This window comes from Luteibacter anthropi (assembly GCF_023699965.1).
GTDB classification, from domain to species: Bacteria; Pseudomonadota; Gammaproteobacteria; order Xanthomonadales; family Rhodanobacteraceae; genus Luteibacter; species Luteibacter anthropi.
In genome coordinates, this window is record NZ_CP077072.1 from 204179 (window position 1) to 223975 (window position 19797).

Sequence of the window (19797 nt, forward strand, 5' to 3'; positions counted from 1 at the left end):
TGCCGCTATGGAAAGCAAGCTGGCGCATGGGACAGCAAAGGAGGGGAGCGGGATATGGTACCCACTCAGCATTGACACGCTAAAGATCGCACCAAGATCAATACTTACCGGACTCAGCATCGGCAAGGAATGGAAGACGTTATGACGCATTATGGGAACTAAAACAAGGAAAGCCGGAACCATGCTGCGAACTGAGACAGACCACCCAGCAGTTGCGGAAGTCACAACAACAGCAACAGATGCAGCAACAGCAGCAGCGATAAGCCACACCAAAAGGAAATGACACCCATGGCACACGACGGAATTCCGCTCGCCACCCTCATTGCGCCAGCTCCGCTAGCGCACGATCGTGTGCAACCGTCACCCGCATCGTGCGCCGAACGATTCACGCGTTACGCCCCTGACGCGCCCCGCCTGGCGAAGCTGAGACAGCTCACCAAGCGATTCGCACAGGTCGCCGTCCCCGGCCTGTTTCTCTCACTTGCCTCATGTGGTGGAAACATGGAAGAACCGAAAGTCCAGTTCAATCCGAATCCTTCGTCTCAATACATGGTTCATATAGCATTCGACAAACTACCGCGCCCTTTCGATGTCATCGACGCGCTGGCTAGCTACGAAATAGATGATGAAAGCTGCCTCCCTCGCAACAAGTTTTCTGGTGCGCGGAGATCTCCATCCGGAGCCATATCCATCCCTGTTGAGAAAATCTCCGATAAGGAAGTCACGGTTAAATTTGCAAAAGACGAATTGGTTGATGAGGATTACTACGGGCTCGGCATCTGCCGATGGAAGTTCGTTGGCATTGTCGTCAGATTTCGTGTCAACCAACTCACGTTCTCGACAACGACATATTCCGATGATCTCGCCGACGGCCATATCACCAAGGTCTACTTCCCTTTGCGTGCATTCGAAAAGAGCGAATATTCCATCGATATTTCGGCATCTCGCACACCGAGCGACCTACCTGACCCCCAGGCAACGTTCGACGCAACCGTTCGGATAGAGAGGATGTCCATATGACTCTCACCGCAACTGATTATGCCCTTCTAGCCCAAGACGCTTATAGGAATCGGGAGGTAGGGGAGCTGGTAAAACTTGGTAGCCATACCTACCGGGCCCTCGCCAAAGCCAACAATTTAAACACGGGATTTCAAGCTACGGCTTATGAGGAAGCAAACGAGCACAAAGTCGTTATCGCATATCGCGGAACCGAACCGGATCGGGATGCTCTACGCGATGGGCTAGTGGATGTAGGCATGATCTTTACCGGCCTCAACGGTCAGGAGGCCGATTCTCGGAAGTTCACTCATGAAGTGATCGAAATGACAAAACAGCGAGGTGAAGCTAAGGGTCAGAGCAATGAATTATCGGTAACAGGCCACTCCCTTGGCGGCACACTAGCAGAAATCAACGCATCTGAATCCGGCCTTCCGGGACAGACGTTCAATGCTTACGGCGCAGCGGGCCTTTACCGTGATCGCCCACATGGTAACCAGTCCGTCATCAATCATGTTCGTGCGACTGATCTCGTGGGTGCGGCAAGCACTCATTATGGTGAAGTTCGTATATATGCCTCGACGCAAGATATCGAGATCCTGCGCAAAGCCGGATACAAGCCAGAAGGAAGCCATGCCATCCTTCGCACAGTTAACGCGATCAACATGGAATCGCATGCGATCGATAACTTCATACCAAGCGCCAATACCCAAGAAACCATCATCAGTCCAGAGAATGAATCTAGGTATGTAAACAATCGTGCCCTCGTGGACCACTTCCGATCTGACGTCGAGGAAATCCGACATCACGCTTCCGTGGCCTGGGAAACCAAAAAGTCTGTATCCGATGGCGTTGAAAAAGGCGCGACCATCGCGGCCGTCGCCGGACGAAGGGCTGCCACCGAAGTAGGGCATGCTGCGGAACACGGTGCCATTGCGATCGCCGCAGGAGCACGTGCAACTGCTCATGCGGGCATGGCCGCAGGCAAATTCGGGAGTGATGTTGCCATCAGCTCAATGATGGAAACTTCCGCAGCCGAGAGGTTGCGCGGATCTGCCACCGGATCTCCGGAACTCGACAAGCTTCTACATCAACAACGTATTGATGATCCATTCCATCCCGGGAACACTCTTTTCAAACAAGCCCTCGAAGGCACCCAGCGTCTGGACGCCGAACAGGGCCGCACCCCCGACAAGCTCAGCACCAACCTGGCAGGCTCCCTCGCCGTGGCCGCCCAACGCCAGGGCATGGACCGTATCGACCACGTTCTGCTCAGTGATGACGCCAGCCGGGCGTATGCCGTACAAGGTGAGTTGTCCTCGCCCTTCAAGAAAATCGCCCAGGTCCAGACCGAACTGGGAATCTCCGCGTCCATCGAGCAGAGCAGCAAGGAATGGACGCAAGCATCCGCACAACGACAGCAGGCGGAGCTTGCCCAGGCCATGGAGCGCAGCCAGCAGGCTGCCCAGGATCAAGCTGTGCCATCCCCCGGAAGGAGCCTGCATTGATGACCCTGCGATGCTACCTCACCTGTTCATTGACCACCCTGTCCCTCTTCCTGACCGTCCCATCCTACGGTGAAGCCATGAACCAGCCTGAAGTCAAACTCAATCCCGCGCCGCGCATGCGTTACGAGATCACCGTAAAGGTTGATGGCGCGCCGGGGCAGTTCGATCGTATCGACGGCCACGTGGACTACCGCGTGGACAACCCGGCCTGCGTACCCATGACACCGGTCATGGGCGCCACGGTGGTGCCGGAGAAACGGATTCCGGTCGAATTCACGCGTACGAGCGACAACGAATTTCGCGGCGAGATATTCATCGACCGCATCCAGGACGAGGACTACTTCGGCCATGGCGTTTGCCACTGGGCCGTGGTCGGTGCCACGGCCGATTTCCATCACCGGCAGGTCAACTTCAGCCCCGCGATCTACAAGGACGACATCCTTGGCAAGCGCGAGGTCGTGAAGTACTTCTCCCACAAGTCCTACCAGCGTGCCGACGACGAGCGCATCGACACCGGCGCCAATGAAGCCAGCGCCTTCAACGATCCGCACGCCACGTTCTCCATCCGCCTGCATGCGACGGAGCGGCTGCCGTGAGCCCGCGGTCGACGGATTACGCCCTGCTCTCGCAGGACGTCTATCACGACACCGCCATCAACAAGACCGTCGAGCTCGACGGCATCACCTACCGTGTCATCGACGCGGCCGACGATCCGATCACCGGCTTCCAGGCCCAGGCCTACGTACGTGAAGATGTCCAGCCCCAGCAGGTGATCGTCGCCTTCCGCGGCACCGAGTTCGACCGGCAGCCTGTACGCGACGGTGGTGTCGATGCAGGAATGGTGCTCACCGGCATCAACCTGCAGAGCGGCGACGCCCTCGCCTTCACGAAACGGGTCATGGACAAGGTCAACAAGGCCGCTGCGGACGAGGATCGCAAACCGCCGGAGATCACCGTCACCGGCCACTCTCTTGGCGGCACGCTGGCCGAAATCAGTGCCGCGAAATTCGGCCTGCATGGCGAGACCTTCAACGCCTATGGTGCGGCTGGACTTCGCCAGGGCATTCCTGAGGGCGGCAACCAGGTCATCGACCATGTGCGCGCCGGCGATCTCGTGAGCGCGGCCAGCGCTCACTTCGGCGAGGTACGCGTCTATGCGGCCCAGCAGGATATCGACACCCTGGCGAAGGCCGGCTACCGGGACGACAGCGGCCTGTTCTCGCTGCGCAATCCCCTGAAAGCCACCGATTTCAGCGCACACGCCATCGACAATTTCGTGCCCGGCAGCAAGCTGCTGGGTCACTCCATCATCAGCGAGGAAAGCCAGGTCCGCTATCGTGCCCATGAGGGCATGGTCGACCGCTATCGCGACGATGTCATGGATATCCGCAAGGGCATCTCCGCTCCCTGGCAGATTCCCAAGACCCTGGGTGACATCAAGGACGCCATCGAGCACAAAGCCATGCAGACCCTGGCCGAAGGCGTCACGGCCGTGGAGCATGGGGTGGAGCACGTAGTCCACGAGGCCCGGGAAGGTTTCGAACATCTCAAGGAGGGCGTCGGACACGTGGCGCACGAGATCGGCGAAGGCATTCATGCCATCGAGGAAAAGGCCTCCGGCGCCTGGCACACCCTTACCCACCCCAAGGAATGGTTCGAGCACGACAAGCCAGCCGCTCCCCTCAACCACGAGGCGCATCCGGACCACGCCATGTTCCGGCAAGCACAGAAGGCCGTGCATGAACTGGATGCGGCGCACCAGCGCAAGCCCGACGGTTCCAGCGATAATCTCGCTGGCGTGCTGGCCGTTACGGCGAGGCGCGAGGGGCTGGACCGCATCGACCGGGCAGTGATGAGCGCGGATGCTTCCCGCACCTACGCGGTGCAGGGATCGCTGGATTCACCGCTGAAACGCGTGGCCGAGGTGGATACCCGGCAGGCCGTGGCCACCCCGGTCGCCGCTAGCAGTGATGCCTGGCACCAGGCAGCGAAGCAACATGAGCAGGCGCTTGCCATGCAGGCCAACCAACAACACGTACCCGGCCGCGACAACCCAGCGCCAGGACTGTGACGAACCATCGGAAAGGTAGATCAGATCATGAGTAAAACCAGGGGATACTGGGCGGCCGGCCTCTTTCTGGCCGCCCTTGTGGCAGGCGAATACCTGGCAGGCTATTTCAGCCTGCTGTCCATCGGCCGAGGTGATGTGCCGGTGCAGTGGAACACCTACATCGGCTATCTGCAGGCGCTCGATCTGCCCCAGGTGCAGCCCTTTGCGTGGAAGATCAAGGTCGCCGGCGCTGTCGGATTCCTGATTCCGCTGCTGATCTGGGCGGTCGTTGCCTACTTCATCTTCCGCAAGCGCAAGCAGTCGATGCATGGCGATGCCCGCTTCGCCACCACCGGCGACCTGCGCAAGCAGAAGATGCTCTCCGAGGCACCCAACGGCATCCTCGTCGGCAAGTTCAAGGGCGATCTGGTGCGCCTTCCCGGCCAGCAGTTCGTGATCCTCGCGGCCCCCACCCGCTCGGGCAAGGGTGTGGGCGTGGTTATCCCGAACTTGCTCGACTACCAGGAATCGGTGGTCGTACTCGATATCAAGCAGGAGAACTTCGACCTCACCAGCGGCTGGCGCGCCAGCCAGGGGCAGGAGATCTACCTGTTCAACCCCTTCGCCGAAGATCGCCGCACGCATCGCTGGAATCCCCTGAGCTACGTCTCGAAGGATCCCGCATTCCGTGTATCCGACCTGATGAGCATTTCTTCCATGCTTTATCCGGATGGCTCGGACGACCAGAAGTTCTGGGTCAGCCAGGCGCGCAATGCCTTCATGGCCTTCTCGCTGTACCTGTGCGAGAAGTGGGAGCACGACGAGAAGAACGGGCTGCCCATGATCCTGCGCAGCAAGCCCACGCTGGGCATGATCTATCGCCTGTCTTCAGGCGACGGCACCGATCTTCGTGAGCTGTATACGCGCCTGTCGAAGGAGCCCTTCCTGAGCGGCAATGCCAAGTCGGCCTTCGCCAACATGCTGTCACAGGCCGCCGAAACCTTCGCGTCCATCCTGGGCACCTTCAAGGAGCCGCTGAACGCGTGGATCAACCCGGTACTGGATGCCGCCACCAGCGACGATGACTTCCAGCTCACCGACGTGCGCAAGAAGCGCATGACGATCTACATCGGCATCCAGCCGAACAAGCTGGCCGAAAGCCGCCTGATCGTCAACCTGTTCTTCAGCCAGCTCATCAACCTCAACACCAAGGAGCTTCCGCAGAACAATCCGGAGCTGAAGCACCAGTGCCTGCTGTTGATGGATGAGTTCACGTCGATCGGCAAGGTGGAGATCATCGCTTCTGCCGTGTCGTACATGGCTGGCTATAACATCCGCCTGCTGCCCATCATCCAGAGCATGGCGCAGCTCGATGCGGTATACGGCAAGGACGTATCGCGCACGGTCATCACCAACCATGCTTTACAGATCGTCTATGCCCCCCGCGAACAGCAGGATGCGAACGATTATTCCGAGATGCTCGGGTATACGACCGTGCGCCGGGAGAACATCACCAAGAGCAAGAAGGGCGACGTGAGCCGCAGCCATTCCGAGGAGAAGCGCGCACTCATGCTTCCCCAGGAACTGAAGGCCCTTGGCATGGAAAAGGAAGTGTTCTTCTATGAAGGCATTCCGCATCCGGTGATGTGCGAGAAGATCCGCTACTACCAGGACAAGTACTTCACCTCGCGCCTGATGGACAAGGTGAAGGTGCCGCAGCTCACGGTGTGACAGCAGGCCGCTTCTGAAGAAGCGTTATCGCCGACATGGTCCGCTCCCACCCCTTCGGTAGAGAACTTCCTGCCGAAGGAGTGGGAGATTCACTACCGAAGGGGTGGGAGCGGATCGTATCCGCGATGATACGAGCGACGCCCTGGCGGGATTAACGCTGCATCTGACCCTGCTGCTGTTGTTGCTGCTGCTGCGAAGCATCCTGCTGCTGCGCCGCCGGCTGCCATTGCTGGCTGCTCTGCTCCAGCGGCTGGCCGACGGCCTTCGAGACATCGACCTCGGCGATCTGCTTGTGCGGGGAGTTGAGATCACCCTGCACCGCATAAGCGCGCTTGCCGTCGTCGCTCAGCACCACGCTATCGACACGGGTCAGCCCTTTCTCGTGCGCCGCGATGGCAACCACGCCCGCAAGATTGCTACTGGCATGATCCGATGCCCTGCCAAGCTTCGCGTCGAGGTTGGCAACTTCCTTCAATGCCTGCTCGTACATGGCATTGCCCGGATGGGTCTTGTCTGCAAGCCCCGGCGCTGCCACGCGATTGGCGCTGCGCAAGGCGTCCATCGTCTTTGCGCCAGCGATACCATCGGATGTCAGGCCATGGTCTTTCTGGAAGGCTTCCAGAGCCACCCGGGTGTTCTTGCCGAAGTCGCCGTCCGGGTGAATGAGCTTGCCGTCGCCTCCCTTGTAACCGAGATTCGCCAGCTGCTGCTGGAGATCCTTTACCGGCGGCGCGTGATCATGCTCGCGGAGGGTACCCGCGCGCTGGATGTGATCCCCTGATGCCACTCCCGGAGAAGCGTGGGCCGGCTGGACGCGTACGTGATTACCCGGATGGGTTACATGAAGCAGCCGCTGGTCCGCGCCATCGCGATGCACGTTGACGTCCAGTGTCTTGTCGGCATTCTTGTGCAGCGAGATGTCCCTGCTGTTGACGTCGCTCCACTGGCCGTTGACCAGGGCATGGCCATGACCCGCCCTGTCCCAGACCACCATATCGCGGCCTTCTGACAGATATCCACGGTTGTTCTGGGTGTTCGCGTATGAACCGCCCTGCTCCAGGGCCTGCACCATCGATCGCGAATGATGCGGATCGACGAAGGCATCCTTGATCACCGCATATTCGTGAGGAAGATGGGGATGCGTGGGGTCTGCGCCCAGGCGCGTCGGATTGACTCCCGGATTCGCCGCCACATCCTGCCACGCCGCATGCATCGGGTTATTCGCACCTGCGGCCCGCAGGTCGTTGAACAACGCCGTGCCGGCCAGCGCGTGGTCGCGGCCCGCGGTGACATAGTCGGGGTAGCCATTGAGCGCGCTGCTCACTTCTTTCACGCTATGAAGCTCACCGCGCTCGATCTGGCCAAGCACATCCTTGCCGTACTTTTCGCTCTGGTTGTAGAGCTTGGCCGTGATGGTGGCGAGCTGGGCCTGCTCCTGTTCCGAAGCATGCTTGTACAGATCCGTCTTCTGCAGCGGGCCGATGACATTCGTCATCAACTTGTCGACCTGGGCCATATCGTGCTGGTGGACGAAGTTCATGCCAGCCTCGCTGGCCATGAAAGCGTCGAGATGCGACTTCACCGTGGCGTCGAGAGGCCGGCCGTGCTGGTCGTTGATCTGGTGCCCGGTACGCCTGAGGTCGGCGATGGTATGCGTGCGTTGCGCATCGGAGAGTACCCAGTCCGGATGAGCCATGCGCGCCCAGTTCTGGTACGCGTCGGTCAGCTCGGTGGCCACAGCCGGTCGCTGGCCGAGGTCAGTCTGTAGCGTGCCGATGGAATAGCCACTGTTGCCCGCGGGATGCATCACGGGATTGCCGTGGGCATCGTTGCGGATGTTGCCGGCGAAACTAAGCCGGTAGGCGACATCGCCGCCTTCGGAGCTCACGCCTATCGCGAAGTACGACAGCGCGCGAAGCTCATTGTCAGTCAATCCTGCCATGGTCCAACTCCTGGTTTACCTGCTACTGAGGGTTAGCGATCGCCACCTTTGCAATGGGTGTCGAGCGGAGCCTTTCCGCCCTTGGGAACGCGATCGAGGGCGACATACCTGTCATAGGTTTCTCCTGAACGCTGGAACCACACGAGCTGCCTGCCCTGTGGCGTGAAATAAGCAACTTCTTCGCTGTAGGCCGGACAGGCCGGGTAGTCGCCCTGCTCCCCGTCGTCGGAACAGAAACGCACATAGAGCTTGCCGTCGCGCCACTGCCCCTTCAAAAGCCCCTGGCTGCCGTCATTACGGGTGCCATCGCCCCATTTTCCTTCCGCATCGGGGCTCGCTTTGGTCACGGTGACATTGACGTAGTGACCGAAATCGCAGTCGGTGCGATAACCCCAGTCACCGCTTATCGCCGTGTCGGCCGACGGCTTGCCGGCAGAAGCCGCACTACCGGCGCGTCGTTCGAGTTCATCTGCACGAGTGCGGGTGCTGGCCGTCGTACACGCATTCTTGAGCACCTGGCCGGCAGTGGCGCCACAGGCCTTGTCGCGTCCGAGGATCCATTGACGCTCCTCGTCGCGCAGGGCCTTGCGATTCGCGTCATCGAGCCCTTGCGAGAGTTTCTTGTAGGCCGCGTTGAGCCGGGCGTCCTGCGCATCGTAATCGCTGGCCTGCGCGACGGCTGCATGCGACATCGCTACGGCCAATGCGGCGCACAGCACCCTGGATATGTCCTTCTGCCTGAAAAACATTGCAACTCCTGTGATTGGGTCACTCATTTCCTGCGCGAGGTTATCAAGGTAACGCCTGGAAAACCGTGCGGACTGCCGCGCTATACGTCTCCTGGCAGGTGTACTCGTCGCCGATGCAGCTATTGAGGCAACCGTGGTATCGGCCTTTTATTGGGCCTAGCTCCAGAAAGACTGTCATCGGCCATGATGTCCGATGCGCGCGCAACACAATAAGGGCTCCAGTAGGCGCCCCGCGCTTTCGTCCGAGAAATGATGGAACTCCTGTGATCGTCATCCTGATCTACGCTCGGAGGATAGCAGAGACGGGCATCACGAAAACGTGCAGACATTCCCGAAGTCGCCATCCTGAACGTGCATTCATATCCCGCGTACAAAGGACGAGTTTCTACCGAGCAACAGGCTCGGGAACCGTCAGCGGTCCGCAGTTCTCATCCGCCACGAAGGTGGCAAGCAGCTCTGCGTCTTCCGTCAGGCTGGGATTTTCGGCAAACAAGTGAAGCGCGCCGGGCGGTTCAAACCATGTCTGCGTGGCTGCATAATTCTTGGCTGGCGTGCCCTGGAGTTGCGAGCGGATAAGCCCCTTCAGCACCACGGCGGTGACGGATCCCGGATGACGGTGTGCGGGGGTGTACGCACCTGGCGGAAAGTAGACAAGTGCCGTTGTAATCGCCTTTCCTGGTAGGTGTGGCAACCGTTGGCAGGAGAGCGGCTTTACCGTCGTTTGTGGGCGCGCATCGGTGCCTGCGAACGGTGTGGTGAACATCCGGGTGACGCCGCCGCAGAGGGCATCGGTCCAGGCAGGCATGGAAGGAACCCTGTCGATGGAGAACGCCGCTATCAGCCCCATGGCACCGGTAGCGACGAGCAGCACGAGCATTGATCGCCGGGCTGGATGGCGAAGCGAGGTGGACAGGACCGCCATGACTCATTCCCTACGCGGTCACGCCGGACGTCGGCGACCAGCCCAGCACCTGCCGGGCGCGACTCAGGTCGAGGCGGCGCTCGTCGTCGGCGATGTTGTAGACGCCCGGCTGACCGTGCCCGACCGCTCGCAGGGCGGCACTCACCGCGCCGTCTACATGCAGGGGCATGTCCTTGCCCTCGGAGGTATCCGCTCCAGTGCCATCGCCCCACAGCTGACCGTATCTCAGCACGAGCCCATCGATCCCGTCTGCATCCAGCACGGCTGCTTCCAGCGCGACGACACCACCGACGCTGATGGCACGCAGGCCATTGGCTGCCACATCCAGTGCATCGCTTTCGACGAATCGCTCCGGTCCGCTTGCATAGGCCCAGGCGATGCTCTGTGCCACGATCCGGCGAACACCGGCCGCCTTCGCTGCCTGCACCAGGTTGGCGGTGCCTTCGCGACGTATGCGCGCATTGCGCTGGACACCCTCTTCCATGCGGGACGGATCAAGACTGCGCGGCAGGTCGGTGAGCTGATGAACGACGATATCCGGTCGCGCCGCCACTACCGCCTGCTGCAACCGCGACGCATCGAACACGTCGACCACCAGTGGCACAGCGCCGGCGTCGAGAAGTCCGCAGGTTCTGGCCGGGTCGCGGGTGAGGCCGAAGACCCTGTAGCCGGCCGACACAAGCTCAGGCACCAGACGACGGCCGATGACGCCCGTGGCGCCAGCGACCAGGATGGTGGTGGATGATGGGTGGTTCATGAGGGTGCGCCTGGGAAACGATGCGCACACTCTAGGCCTGGCATGGCTATCAGGGCAGGCCCAAGTTCAGGGCAGATGAATGTACCAATGCCCGCTGACGCATCACTTCGGAGGGCTGGGGCAAAGCTTGCCGGTGTCGTCGCTGACTGCGCATGCACGGGCAGCATAGGACTTCTCGGACCAGCCGCCGGCACTACCCGCCTTTCCATGCCACTCGTAGATCCACTGCTGGAAAACCGCTGGGCTCTGGTCTATCAGCTCGATGATCTGGCCCTCCTCCCCTGATAGCGGCAATCGCACTGGCGGACCCTTGTCCTGCGGCACACCGGCTTGAGCCGCCATGGCCTGCTTCGCGTCTGCCGACGAGGTGGTCATCGTGATCGAGATCTGACCTGCCTCCGTCCCCCATGGCGTGCCATCTGCTTTCCTGGTGGTTGCCTGCTGGTGCTTGATCCAGGCCGCCCACTGCTCGTAAAGCTTCGATCCCGGCGTCAGCACGAAGGTCTGGCTGGAATCGCTGATTTTGTATTCCTGGGTGTCAGGCTGTAACGACTGGGCCAGCGCGGGACCGGCCAGAGCCGTCAGTGCCAGGGCGGCAATCCATTCTTTGCGCAGGGTCATCCGGTTTCCTTGTGGGCGCTGTGGGACGGTGGGTGATGCCGAGATCGCAATATAGTGTTGCCGCTGGGCAGCTGCCGATGTTGCATGTGCGATTGCCAGAAACGTGCATTGGTTCGCAAGAAATTCCTGCCCTTGGCCGGGCCCTGGACGCTGCCGAGTGGGTGACTTGTTGATGGCCCGGCTGGCTTCCGGCTATCAAGGATGAAGCGACGGGGCGCGTGCCGGGCCGGACGCGCTGGGCCGGGTCGCGCGCGAGGCGCGCTCCTACAGGGGGTGCGGGCGGTATCATGGTCGGCCGGCGTGCCATGGGCGGCACGCCTTATGTCGCATTTTTTGGAAAATCATGGCTTTAGCTGAAGACATCTCGGCCGCCGCGGGGCATACCCCGTTCATGCGCCAGTACCTGGCTGCGAAGGCGGAACATCCGGACATCCTGTTGTTCTTCCGGATGGGCGACTTCTACGAGCTGTTCTACGACGACGCACGCAAGGCGGCGCGACTGCTCGATATCACCCTGACCCAGCGTGGGCAGTCGGCCGGCGCGCCGATTCCCATGGCAGGTGTGCCCTACCACGCGGTGGAAGGCTATCTGGCGCGGCTGGTGAAGCTGGGCGAGTCGGTAGCCCTGTGCGAGCAGATCGGTGATCCGGCCACCTCGAAGGGGCCGGTGAAGCGCGAGGTCGTGCGCATCGTCACGCCGGGTACGGTCACCGATGCCGCCCTGATGGAAGAGCGCAGGGACAACCTGCTGCTCTCCATCGCCGCCGGTCCGAAGGGCTATGGCCTGGCCTGGGTGGATCTCTCCACCGGCCGTTTCCTGCTGACCGAAGTGAACTCACCCGAGGGCCTCGCCGCCGAACTGGCGCGCCTGCAGCCGGCAGAGACCCTGGTCAGCGAGGACGTGGCATGGCCGAAGCTGGTCAGCACGCTGCCCGGCGTGCGCAAGCGCCAGCCCTGGCATTTCGATGGCGATGCCGCCACGCGCGAGCTGTGCCGTTTCTTCCGTACGCGCGACCTGCTCGGCTTCGGCGTGGAAGGCCTGCCGCTGGCCGTGGCGGCCGCCGGCTGCCTGCTCGGCTATGTCGAGGAAACCCAGAAGAGCGCGCTGCCGCATCTCACCGGCCTGGCCGTGGAGAACGCGAGCGAAACCATCGCGATGGACGCCGCCACGCGGCGCAACCTGGAAATCGACGCGCACCAGAGCGGCAATGTCGACAACACCTTGCTCGGCGTGCTCGACGAAACGGTGACGCCGATGGGCGCGCGCCTGCTGCGTCGCTGGCTCAATCGCCCGCTGCGCGATCGTGCCGTACTGCGCGGCCGTCACCAGGCCATCGGCAGCCTCATCGACCAGCGTCGCCATGGCAGCCTGCGTGAGCGCCTGCGTGGCGTGGGCGATCTCGAACGCATCCTGGCGCGCGTCGCGCTGCGTTCGGCGCGTCCGCGTGACCTTTCCACGCTGCGCGACGGCCTTGCCGCCGCTCCCGAACTGCGCGATGAAATCGCCGGCCTGGACAGCCCGCTGCTGCATGGCCTCGTGCAGCGAATCGGCGACCACGCCGATACCGCCGCCCTGCTCGCCCGAGCCATCGTCGAGGCACCCCCCGTGCTGCTGCGCGATGGTGGCGTGCTTGCCGAAGGCTACGACGAAGACCTCGACGAACTGCGTCGCCTGTCCACCAATGCCGACCAGTTCCTGGTCGACATGGAAGAACGCGAGAAGGCGGCCAGCGGTATTCCCACCCTCAAGGTGGGCTACAACCGCGTGCACGGCTACTACATCGAGATCACCAAGGCGCAGGCCGACAAGGCACCGCAGCACTACACGCGCCGGCAGACCACGAAGAACGCCGAGCGCTACATCACCGAAGAACTGAAGCAGTTCGAAGACAAGGTGCTGTCGGCAAAGGAACGCTCGCTCATGCGCGAGCGGGCTCTTTACGAACTACTGCTCGACAAGCTCATCGAGCGTCTTTCGGAACTCAAGGTCGCCGCCTCGGCCATTGCCGAGCTCGATGTGCTCGCCAACCTGGCCGAGCGTGCCGAGACGCTGGACTGGGCCGCCCCCGAACTCACCGACGTGCCAGGCATCCACATCGATCGCGGTCGCCACCCCGTGGTGGAAAAGGTGCGCGACGAACCCTTCGAGCCGAACGATCTGGTGCTGGATCGCGGTCGTCGCATGCTGGTGATCACCGGTCCGAACATGGGCGGTAAGTCCACCTACATGCGCCAGAACGCGCTGATCGTGCTGCTGGCGCACGTGGGCAGCTACGTGCCTGCATCGGCGGCCACCATCGGCCCGATCGACCGCATTTTCACCCGCATCGGCGCGGGCGACGACCTCTCGCGCGGCCAGTCGACCTTCATGGTCGAGATGAGCGAGACGGCCAACATCCTGCACAACGCCACCGATTGCAGCCTGGTGCTCATGGACGAGGTGGGTCGCGGCACCAGCACCTACGACGGCCTCTCGCTGGCGCGTGCCGCCGCCGTGCATCTGGCGGCCACCAGCTGTGCCTTCACTTTGTTCGCCACGCACTACTTCGAGCTGACGGAGCTGGCGGGCGAATTCCGCACCATCGCCAACGTGCATCTGGATGCCGTGGAGTACGGCGAACAGCTGGTCTTCATGCACACGGTGAAGGACGGCCCGGCCAACCGTAGTTTCGGCTTGCAGGTGGCGGCACTCGCCGGCCTGCCGAAGACGGTGATCGCCGATGCACGGCGCTACCTCGCTGCACTGGAACAGGGCCATGAAGTCACGGCGGCGGTAGCTGCGCCGCCTGCGGCCACTACGCCGCAGATGGGGCTGTTCGCGCCGTCCCTGCCCTCACCCGTGGAAGAAGCGCTGCGCTCCATCGACCCGGACGACCTGAGCCCGCGCGATGCCCTGGAGCAGCTCTACAAGCTGCGCAAGATGCTGCGCTAATTCATTGAGGCTATCTATCGAAACGATCTGAACAATCGAATTCACTGTGGGGCGATGCCTTTCTATAGTGGCGTCGTTCCACCTGTTTTTCGTTGGGTTCAATCGCGCTGTCGCTCCCTGTGGCGCGTTCGTTTCACCAGGCCTCATGACTCTCCATCTTCGGCCTCGTGACGTCCCCCGCATCCGCCCGAGTCAGCAGCCCGGGCCGGATGTTTCGGGGGACGGCTTTTTTAAAGCCTCATGTAGGAGCGCGCCTCGCGCGCGACCGGATCTGCCGTTGCCCCCGGGTCGCGCGCAAGGCGCGCTCCTACAGGGGGTTCGGTTTATCGGACCATACGGCCAGCTCATGGCCGTCCGGATCGCGGAAGTGAAAGCGCCTCCCGCCCGGAAACTCGAAGATCGGCTTGGCGATGCTGCCCCCGGCACTCGTGACCTGCTCCAGGGTCTTTTCCAGATGCTCGGCATAAAGAATCACCAACGGCCCACCGGTGACCACCTGTGAACCCGCGGCAAAACCACCCTTCATCCGGCCATCGTCAAACTCGGTGTAGTGCGGACCGTAATCCGTGAACTTCCAGCCAAACGCGTCGCCGTAGAACTGCTTGCTGCGCCCCGTGTCGGCGACATTGAGCTCGATATAGTCGATCCGTTCCTTCCCCACCTGCATCTCCTGCTGCACCCGGCCTGCGCTCGGGCAACAAAACGAAAACAACCCGGGCGTTCACTCCCCGGGTGACCAGCGCACCGTGCACAAGTAACACGAAACGATTGACATCGCACCCCCTCGTAGGAGCGCGCCTCGCGCGCGACCGGCCAGCCATCAACGCCAATCCCGCCCCAAACCACCCATCTCTGCGCTATCTCGCCACCTGCCGCTTCTGCGCAAGCCATCCGACGCCAACCAACAATCCAGGCCCACCACCTAAAGCTGCTTCTTCAAATCCTGGATCAACCGCCGCGACCGCTTGTCTGGCCGCGAATCCGGCCGCAGCAACGCCCCACCGGTAAGACGCCGGTCCTCCCGCTGGCGCTCGCGCTCCGCGATGCTGGCCGCGGTTTCCTCATACAGCTTGCGCGCCTCGGGCGCCGGCCCACGCTTGGTGGACAGTGCCGCCACGACACAGGTCAGGCGCTCCTCGCCCCGGGTGACCTTCAAGGTGTCGCCGATCTGCACGGTCTTGGCCGGCTTGCAGGTAGCGTCATTGAGCTCCACCTTGCCGCCGTCGATGGCCTCCTTCGCGAGGCTGCGGGTCTTGAAAAAGCGTGCGGCCCAGAGCCACACATCGGCGCGTACGCCGGCATTGGTCGTGTGTTCGGTCATGCGGGGAAGTGTGAGGCCGTTGGCGCCCGATCCCAAGCGTCAGGCCGGCAGGAGCGCATTGCCCAGGGAAATCGTCAGCAACGAAAGGAGGATGCCCGCACCAAGCACGGTATTGGCCAGCCGCGGTTCGAGGCCATGCTGGTCGGCAAGGATGGCCGCCGAGATCATCGGTGCCATGGCGGCCTGGAGCACGCCCACCGTCAGCGTGAGGCCACCGACACCGGCGGCAAGTCCGATGCCCAGCATGAGCAGCGGTGCCAGCAGCATCTTCCAGCCGAGTCCGGCAACGAGCGCTCCGACCTGCTCGCGTTGCAGATGCAGGCGGAACTGGAGACCCACCGAGAACAGCGCCAGCGGCGTCAGCGTCTGGCCGAGCTGCATCAGTACCTTGTCCACGGCGACCGGCCAACCGCCTGCCACGCCGACGAGGATGCCCACCAGCAAGGCCAGGAAGGCAGGAAAGGTGAATACGCGGCGCACGATGGCCGTCGCCGAGGTCGCCCTGCCCGAGTAAAGCGAGGCCACCACGATACCGGCCGATGCGAGCAGCGGGAAACAGCCGAGCTGGTCGGCGATGACGGCAATGGAGAGGCCGGCCTTGCCGTGCATGGCTTCCATCATCGGATAGCCCATGAACGAGGTGTTGCCCAGTCCGCAGACGAGGATCAGGCAGCCGATGCGGTGCCGTGACCAGCCGAAGGCGCGGCCCAGTGATGCGAAGACGGCCCATGCGCCGAAAAAGGTGACGTACATCGCCGCCACGGGAAACCACAGGTGCGAGTCCAGCGGCACCTGCGGCACCAGGGCGAGTACCAGCGCCGGCAAGGCGACGTTGAGCACCCACCAGTTGATGCCCTGCACGATGCCATCGGGCAGATTGGCGTAGCGGCGGGCCAGGATGCCGAGGGCAAGGCAGGTGAAGAGGATGAGCAGGGCTGACATGGCCCCGGAACATACCAGAGCACTTCCTGTAGGAGCGTGCTTGCGCGCGACCGGTATCGCAAAAAGGTTGCTTATCGCGATACCGGTCGCGCGCAAGGCGCGCTCCTGCAAGAGCGCGTTCGGCGCGTTTTGCTTCGGCCGGTCGCGCGCGAGGCGCGCTCCGGCAAAAGCAGGTCGAGGCGTTTAGCCCAGGAGGACGCGGTTCATGCGTTGCACGAAGGCAGCGGGGTCGGCGAGCTGGGCGCCGGCGGTGATTTCCGCCTGCTCCAGCAGCAGGCTGGCGAGATCGCCGGCCTTCGCGTCGTCTGTTTCCGCAGCGAGGCGCTTCACCAGCGCGTGCTCCGGATTCACTTCGAGCACCGGCTTGCTGTCCGGCACGTCCTGGCCGGCTTCGCGCAGCAGGCGTGCCAGGTGCGGGGCCATCTCGTAATCGGCCAGGGCCAGGCACGACGGCGAGTCGGTGAGGCGGGCGGACACGCGGACGTCGCCGACGCGATCACCCAGCAGTGTCTTTGCGCGCTCCAGCAGCGGTTCGGCTTCCTTGGTTGCCGCTTCCTGCTTCGCCTTGTCGGCTTCGTCGAGCGGGAACTCGCCCTTGGCGACGTTGCGCAGGCGCTTGCCTTCGTATTCGTTGAGGTAACCCAGCATCCACTCGTCGACACGGTCGAACATGAGCAGCACTTCGATGCCTTTGGCCTTCAGCGCTTCGAGCTGCGGGCTACCGGCGGCCGCCGCATAGCTGTCGGCGGTGACGTACCAGATGGCATCCTGATCGACGACCATACGACCGATGTAGTCGTCGAAAGACACCGTCTTCGCCGCGCCTTCGCCCTTGGTGGACGCGAAACGCAGCAGCTTGGCGATGCGCTCGCGATTGGAGGCGTCCTCGACGATGCCTTCCTTCAGCGTATTGCCGAAGGCCGACAGGAAACCGGCGAATTTCTCCGGCTCATCGCGCGAGAGCTTTTCCAGCAGATCGAGCACGCGCTTCGTGCAGGCGCCCTTGATCTTGTCCAGCTGGCGGTTCTGCTGGAGGATCTCGCGGCTCACGTTGAGCGGCAGGTCGTCGGCGTCCACCACGCCGCGCACGAAGCGCAGGTAGTTGGGCAGCAGCTCTTCGGCGGCGTCCATGATGAAGACGCGCTTGATGTACAGCTTCAGGCCCTTGCGCTCGTCACGGCCGCCCATCATCAGGTCGAACGGCGGCTGCTCCGGCACGAACAGCAGGGTGGTGAAGCTCTGGCTGCCTTCGACGCGGTTGTGCGTCCAGGCGAGCGGGTCGTTGAAATCGTGGCCAAGGGCCTTGTAGAAGGCCTTGTACTCGTCGTCGCTGATCTCGCTCTTCGAGCGGGCCCACAGGGCCGAGGCCGAGTTGATCGTCTCCCATTCGGTCGGGTCCGGCTTGCCGTCGGTTTCCTTGGGCATGCGGATCGGGAAGGCGACGTGGTCGGAGTACTTCTTCACCAGCGAACGCAGCTGCCAGGCTTTGAGGAATTCGTCCTCGTCGGCCTTCAGGTGCAGCACCACGGTGGTGCCGCGCTCGGTGACGTTGGTTTCTTCGAGGGTGTATTCGCCCTTGCCGTCGCTTTCCCAGCGCACGCCGCTCCCGGTGGGCTGGCCTGCGCGGCGGGTGATCACGGTGACCTTGTCGGCCACCACGAAGGCGGAATAGAAGCCCACGCCGAACTGGCCGATCAGGCGCGCGTCGGCCTTCTGCTCACCGGACAGCGCTTCGAGGTAGCGGCGGGTGCCGGAGCTGGCGATGGTGCCGATGTTGGCCACTACGTCGTCCCGCGTCATGCCGATGCCGTTGTCGCGCACGCTGATGGTGCGGGCCTCGGGGTCCCAGGTGATCTGGATGCGCAGGTCGGCGTCGTCGGCGGTGAGGCTGGCATCGGCCAGCGCTTCGAACCGCAGTTTGTCGCAGGCGTCGGACGCGTTGGAGATCAGCTCGCGCAGGAAGATTTCCTTGTGCGAGTAGAGGGAGTGCGTCACCAGGTGCAGGACCTGGGCGACCTCGGCTTCGAACTTACGGGTTTCCTGGCTCACGATGCCGTTCCTTCAGGATGGGACAGACACCGGATTATGGGGGCGCCGGGCGCACGACAAAAGCGGGGCACCCTGTAGGAGCGCGCCTTGCGCGCGACCGGGATCAACGAGAGCGGATGACCCATGCGACCTGAAACGAAGCGGCCCACCCGGTCGCGCGCGAGGCGCGCTCCTACAGGAAAGAAAAGGCCGCCTCGGGGGCGGCCTTTTGATCAGCGGGCGTTCTGCAACGCCGCGATGCGCTCCTCGATGGGAGGGTGGCTCATGAACAGGCGCTTGAAACCCGAGGCCAGCTGGCCCGAGATGCCGAAGGCCTGGATGGTCTGCGGCAGCGTGGTGTCGCCGTGGTTGCCGGACAGGCGCTGCAGGGCCGAGATCATCGAGGCCCGGCCTGCCAGGTTGGCGCCGGCCGCGTCCGCCCGGAACTCGCGCCAGCGCGAGAACCACATCACGATCATCGAGGCGAACAGGCCGAAGATGATCTGCAGGATCATCACGGTGACGAAGTAGCCGATGCCGCCCTCGCCGTCGCGCTCGCGACCGCCGGACAGCCAGCTGTCGATCACCCGGCCCACGATGCGGGCCAGCACGATCACCAGGGTATTGAGCACGCCCTGGATCAGGGTCAGGGTGACCATGTCGCCATTGGCGACGTGGCCGATCTCGTGGCCCAGCACCGCCGAGACCTGCTCGCGGTCCATCTGCTGGAGCAGGCCGGTGCTGACAGCCACCAGCGAGCTGTTGCGGGTCATGCCCGTGGCGAAGGCATTCATTTCCGGCGCGTCGTAGACGGCCACTTCGGGCATGCCGATGCCGGCCTTGTCGGCGTGGCGGCGCACGGTGTCGAGCAGCCAGCGCTCGGTTTCGTTGCTCGGCGTGGTGATGACCTTGGCGCCCGTGGACATCTTCGCCATCCACTTGGACATGGCCAGCGAGATGAACGCGCCGCCCATGCCGAACACGGCAGCGAACACGATCAGGCCGCCAAGGCCCATGCCGCGCTGGGCAGCCCACTGGTCGATACCAAGCAGGTGACAGACCGCGCTGAGGAGGAAGATGACCGCGAGGTTGGTCGCGATGAACAGGGCAATACGTTTGAACATGGGGTTCTCTCTCACGACGGCTGTCTATGTGGCGCCGCCCGGATGCAGTTTTCGGGGCTTAGGCTGAACGATTCAATGCCCGATGTACCCACAAGCGCGCCCGTCCCGGTATGGCGCCGTTCAGCGAATGAAGCCGTGTCCTACACTGTCTGCTTCGCGTCCCACTCGCGCTGA

At 62.7% G+C, this 19797-nt stretch carries 16 protein-coding genes; 6 read left to right on the plus strand and 10 right to left on the minus strand.

Going from position 1 to position 19797, the window contains the following annotated elements; translation table 11 throughout:
• Positions 1 to 288 precede the first annotated feature (288 nt).
• From KR767_RS00970 to KR767_RS00990, 5 genes are all read left to right on the plus strand, one after another.
• The gene (locus KR767_RS00970; protein WP_250877822.1) at positions 289 to 1020 is read left to right on the plus strand and encodes a hypothetical protein; all 732 of its coding nucleotides are present in this window, start codon (positions 289 to 291) and stop codon (positions 1018 to 1020) included.
• A complete protein-coding gene (locus KR767_RS00975; RefSeq protein WP_250877823.1) occupies positions 1017 to 2504 on the plus strand; it encodes an XVIPCD domain-containing protein in 1488 nt (495 codons plus the stop codon). Before KR767_RS00970 ends, KR767_RS00975 begins: the two co-directional genes overlap by 4 nt.
• 77 nt (positions 2505 to 2581) lie before the next feature.
• Positions 2582 to 3100 carry a hypothetical protein gene (locus KR767_RS00980; RefSeq protein ID WP_250877824.1) on the plus strand — a complete coding sequence of 173 codons (519 nt, stop codon included), beginning with the start codon at positions 2582 to 2584 and terminating at the stop codon, positions 3098 to 3100.
• Positions 3097 to 4575 carry an XVIPCD domain-containing protein gene (locus KR767_RS00985; RefSeq protein WP_250877825.1) on the plus strand — a complete coding sequence of 493 codons (1479 nt, stop codon included), beginning with the start codon at positions 3097 to 3099 and terminating at the stop codon, positions 4573 to 4575. Before KR767_RS00980 ends, KR767_RS00985 begins: the two co-directional genes overlap by 4 nt.
• A 27-nt stretch (positions 4576 to 4602) precedes the next feature.
• Positions 4603 to 6285 (plus strand): type IV secretory system conjugative DNA transfer family protein, encoded by a 1683-nt coding sequence (locus tag KR767_RS00990; protein WP_250877826.1) that lies wholly within the window; start codon positions 4603 to 4605, stop codon positions 6283 to 6285.
• A 151-nt stretch (positions 6286 to 6436) separates the two neighbouring features.
• On the opposite strand, the gene KR767_RS00995 is transcribed toward KR767_RS00990, so the two are convergent.
• The 5 genes from KR767_RS00995 to KR767_RS01015 all read right to left on the minus strand — a co-directional run bounded on the left by KR767_RS00995 (position 6437) and on the right by KR767_RS01015 (position 11276).
• Positions 6437 to 8227 (minus strand): peptidoglycan-binding domain-containing protein, encoded by a 1791-nt coding sequence (locus KR767_RS00995; protein WP_250877827.1) that lies wholly within the window; start codon positions 8225 to 8227, stop codon positions 6437 to 6439.
• Positions 8228 to 8259: 32 nt separating this feature from the next.
• Entirely contained in the window at positions 8260 to 8976 is a 717-nt protein-coding gene (locus tag KR767_RS01000) for a lysozyme inhibitor LprI family protein (RefSeq protein WP_250877828.1), read from the minus strand.
• A gap of 385 nt (positions 8977 to 9361) precedes the next feature.
• Positions 9362 to 9898: a cupin domain-containing protein gene (locus tag KR767_RS01005; protein ID WP_250877829.1), complete on the minus strand. Its 537-nt coding sequence runs from the start codon at positions 9896 to 9898 to the stop codon at positions 9362 to 9364.
• Positions 9899 to 9908: 10 nt separating this feature from the next.
• Positions 9909 to 10655 (minus strand): NAD-dependent epimerase/dehydratase family protein, encoded by a 747-nt coding sequence (locus tag KR767_RS01010; RefSeq protein ID WP_250877830.1) that lies wholly within the window; start codon positions 10653 to 10655, stop codon positions 9909 to 9911.
• Positions 10656 to 10757: 102 nt separating this feature from the next.
• The gene (locus KR767_RS01015) at positions 10758 to 11276 is read right to left on the minus strand and encodes a hypothetical protein (protein ID WP_250877831.1); all 519 of its coding nucleotides are present in this window, start codon (positions 11274 to 11276) and stop codon (positions 10758 to 10760) included.
• Positions 11277 to 11619: 343 nt separating this feature from the next.
• Here KR767_RS01015 and mutS point away from each other — a divergent pair, with 343 nt between their 5' ends.
• Complete coding sequence (gene mutS / locus KR767_RS01020; RefSeq protein WP_250877832.1) at positions 11620 to 14208, plus strand: DNA mismatch repair protein MutS; 2589 nt, start codon at positions 11620 to 11622, stop codon at positions 14206 to 14208.
• 307 nt (positions 14209 to 14515) lie between these two features.
• On the opposite strand, the gene KR767_RS01025 is transcribed toward mutS, so the two are convergent.
• The 5 genes from KR767_RS01025 to htpX all read right to left on the minus strand — a co-directional run bounded on the left by KR767_RS01025 (position 14516) and on the right by htpX (position 19623).
• Complete coding sequence (locus KR767_RS01025) at positions 14516 to 14875, minus strand: VOC family protein (RefSeq protein WP_250877833.1); 360 nt, start codon at positions 14873 to 14875, stop codon at positions 14516 to 14518.
• Between the two features lie 255 nt (positions 14876 to 15130).
• Positions 15131 to 15529 carry an RNA-binding S4 domain-containing protein gene (locus KR767_RS01030; protein ID WP_250877834.1) on the minus strand — a complete coding sequence of 133 codons (399 nt, stop codon included), beginning with the start codon at positions 15527 to 15529 and terminating at the stop codon, positions 15131 to 15133.
• A gap of 39 nt (positions 15530 to 15568) precedes the next feature.
• Complete coding sequence (locus tag KR767_RS01035; RefSeq protein WP_250877835.1) at positions 15569 to 16471, minus strand: AEC family transporter; 903 nt, start codon at positions 16469 to 16471, stop codon at positions 15569 to 15571.
• Between the two features lie 183 nt (positions 16472 to 16654).
• The gene (gene htpG, locus KR767_RS01040) at positions 16655 to 18520 is read right to left on the minus strand and encodes a molecular chaperone HtpG (RefSeq protein WP_250877836.1); all 1866 of its coding nucleotides are present in this window, start codon (positions 18518 to 18520) and stop codon (positions 16655 to 16657) included.
• Positions 18521 to 18732: 212 nt separating this feature from the next.
• Entirely contained in the window at positions 18733 to 19623 is an 891-nt protein-coding gene (gene htpX, locus KR767_RS01045; RefSeq protein WP_166947297.1) for a protease HtpX, read from the minus strand.
• Positions 19624 to 19797 lie beyond the last annotated feature (174 nt).

Coding starts and splice junctions, on each gene's coding strand:
- KR767_RS00970 (WP_250877822.1), top strand. CDS start 289: ATGGCACACGACGGAATTCCGCTCGCCACCCTCATTGCGCCAGCTCCG.
- KR767_RS00975 (WP_250877823.1), top strand. CDS start 1,017: ATGACTCTCACCGCAACTGATTATGCCCTTCTAGCCCAAGACGCTTAT.
- KR767_RS00980 (WP_250877824.1), top strand. CDS start 2,582: ATGAACCAGCCTGAAGTCAAACTCAATCCCGCGCCGCGCATGCGTTAC.
- KR767_RS00990 (WP_250877826.1), top strand. CDS start 4,603: ATGAGTAAAACCAGGGGATACTGGGCGGCCGGCCTCTTTCTGGCCGCC.
- KR767_RS00995 (WP_250877827.1), bottom strand. CDS start 8,227: ATGGCAGGATTGACTGACAATGAGCTTCGCGCGCTGTCGTACTTCGCG.
- KR767_RS01000 (WP_250877828.1), bottom strand. CDS start 8,976: ATGTTTTTCAGGCAGAAGGACATATCCAGGGTGCTGTGCGCCGCATTG.
- KR767_RS01005 (WP_250877829.1), bottom strand. CDS start 9,898: ATGGCGGTCCTGTCCACCTCGCTTCGCCATCCAGCCCGGCGATCAATG.
- KR767_RS01010 (WP_250877830.1), bottom strand. CDS start 10,655: ATGAACCACCCATCATCCACCACCATCCTGGTCGCTGGCGCCACGGGC.
- KR767_RS01015 (WP_250877831.1), bottom strand. CDS start 11,276: ATGACCCTGCGCAAAGAATGGATTGCCGCCCTGGCACTGACGGCTCTG.
- mutS (WP_250877832.1), top strand. CDS start 11,620: ATGGCTTTAGCTGAAGACATCTCGGCCGCCGCGGGGCATACCCCGTTC.
- KR767_RS01025 (WP_250877833.1), bottom strand. CDS start 14,875: ATGCAGGTGGGGAAGGAACGGATCGACTATATCGAGCTCAATGTCGCC.
- KR767_RS01030 (WP_250877834.1), bottom strand. CDS start 15,529: ATGACCGAACACACGACCAATGCCGGCGTACGCGCCGATGTGTGGCTC.
- KR767_RS01035 (WP_250877835.1), bottom strand. CDS start 16,471: ATGTCAGCCCTGCTCATCCTCTTCACCTGCCTTGCCCTCGGCATCCTG.
- htpX (WP_166947297.1), bottom strand. CDS start 19,623: ATGTTCAAACGTATTGCCCTGTTCATCGCGACCAACCTCGCGGTCATC.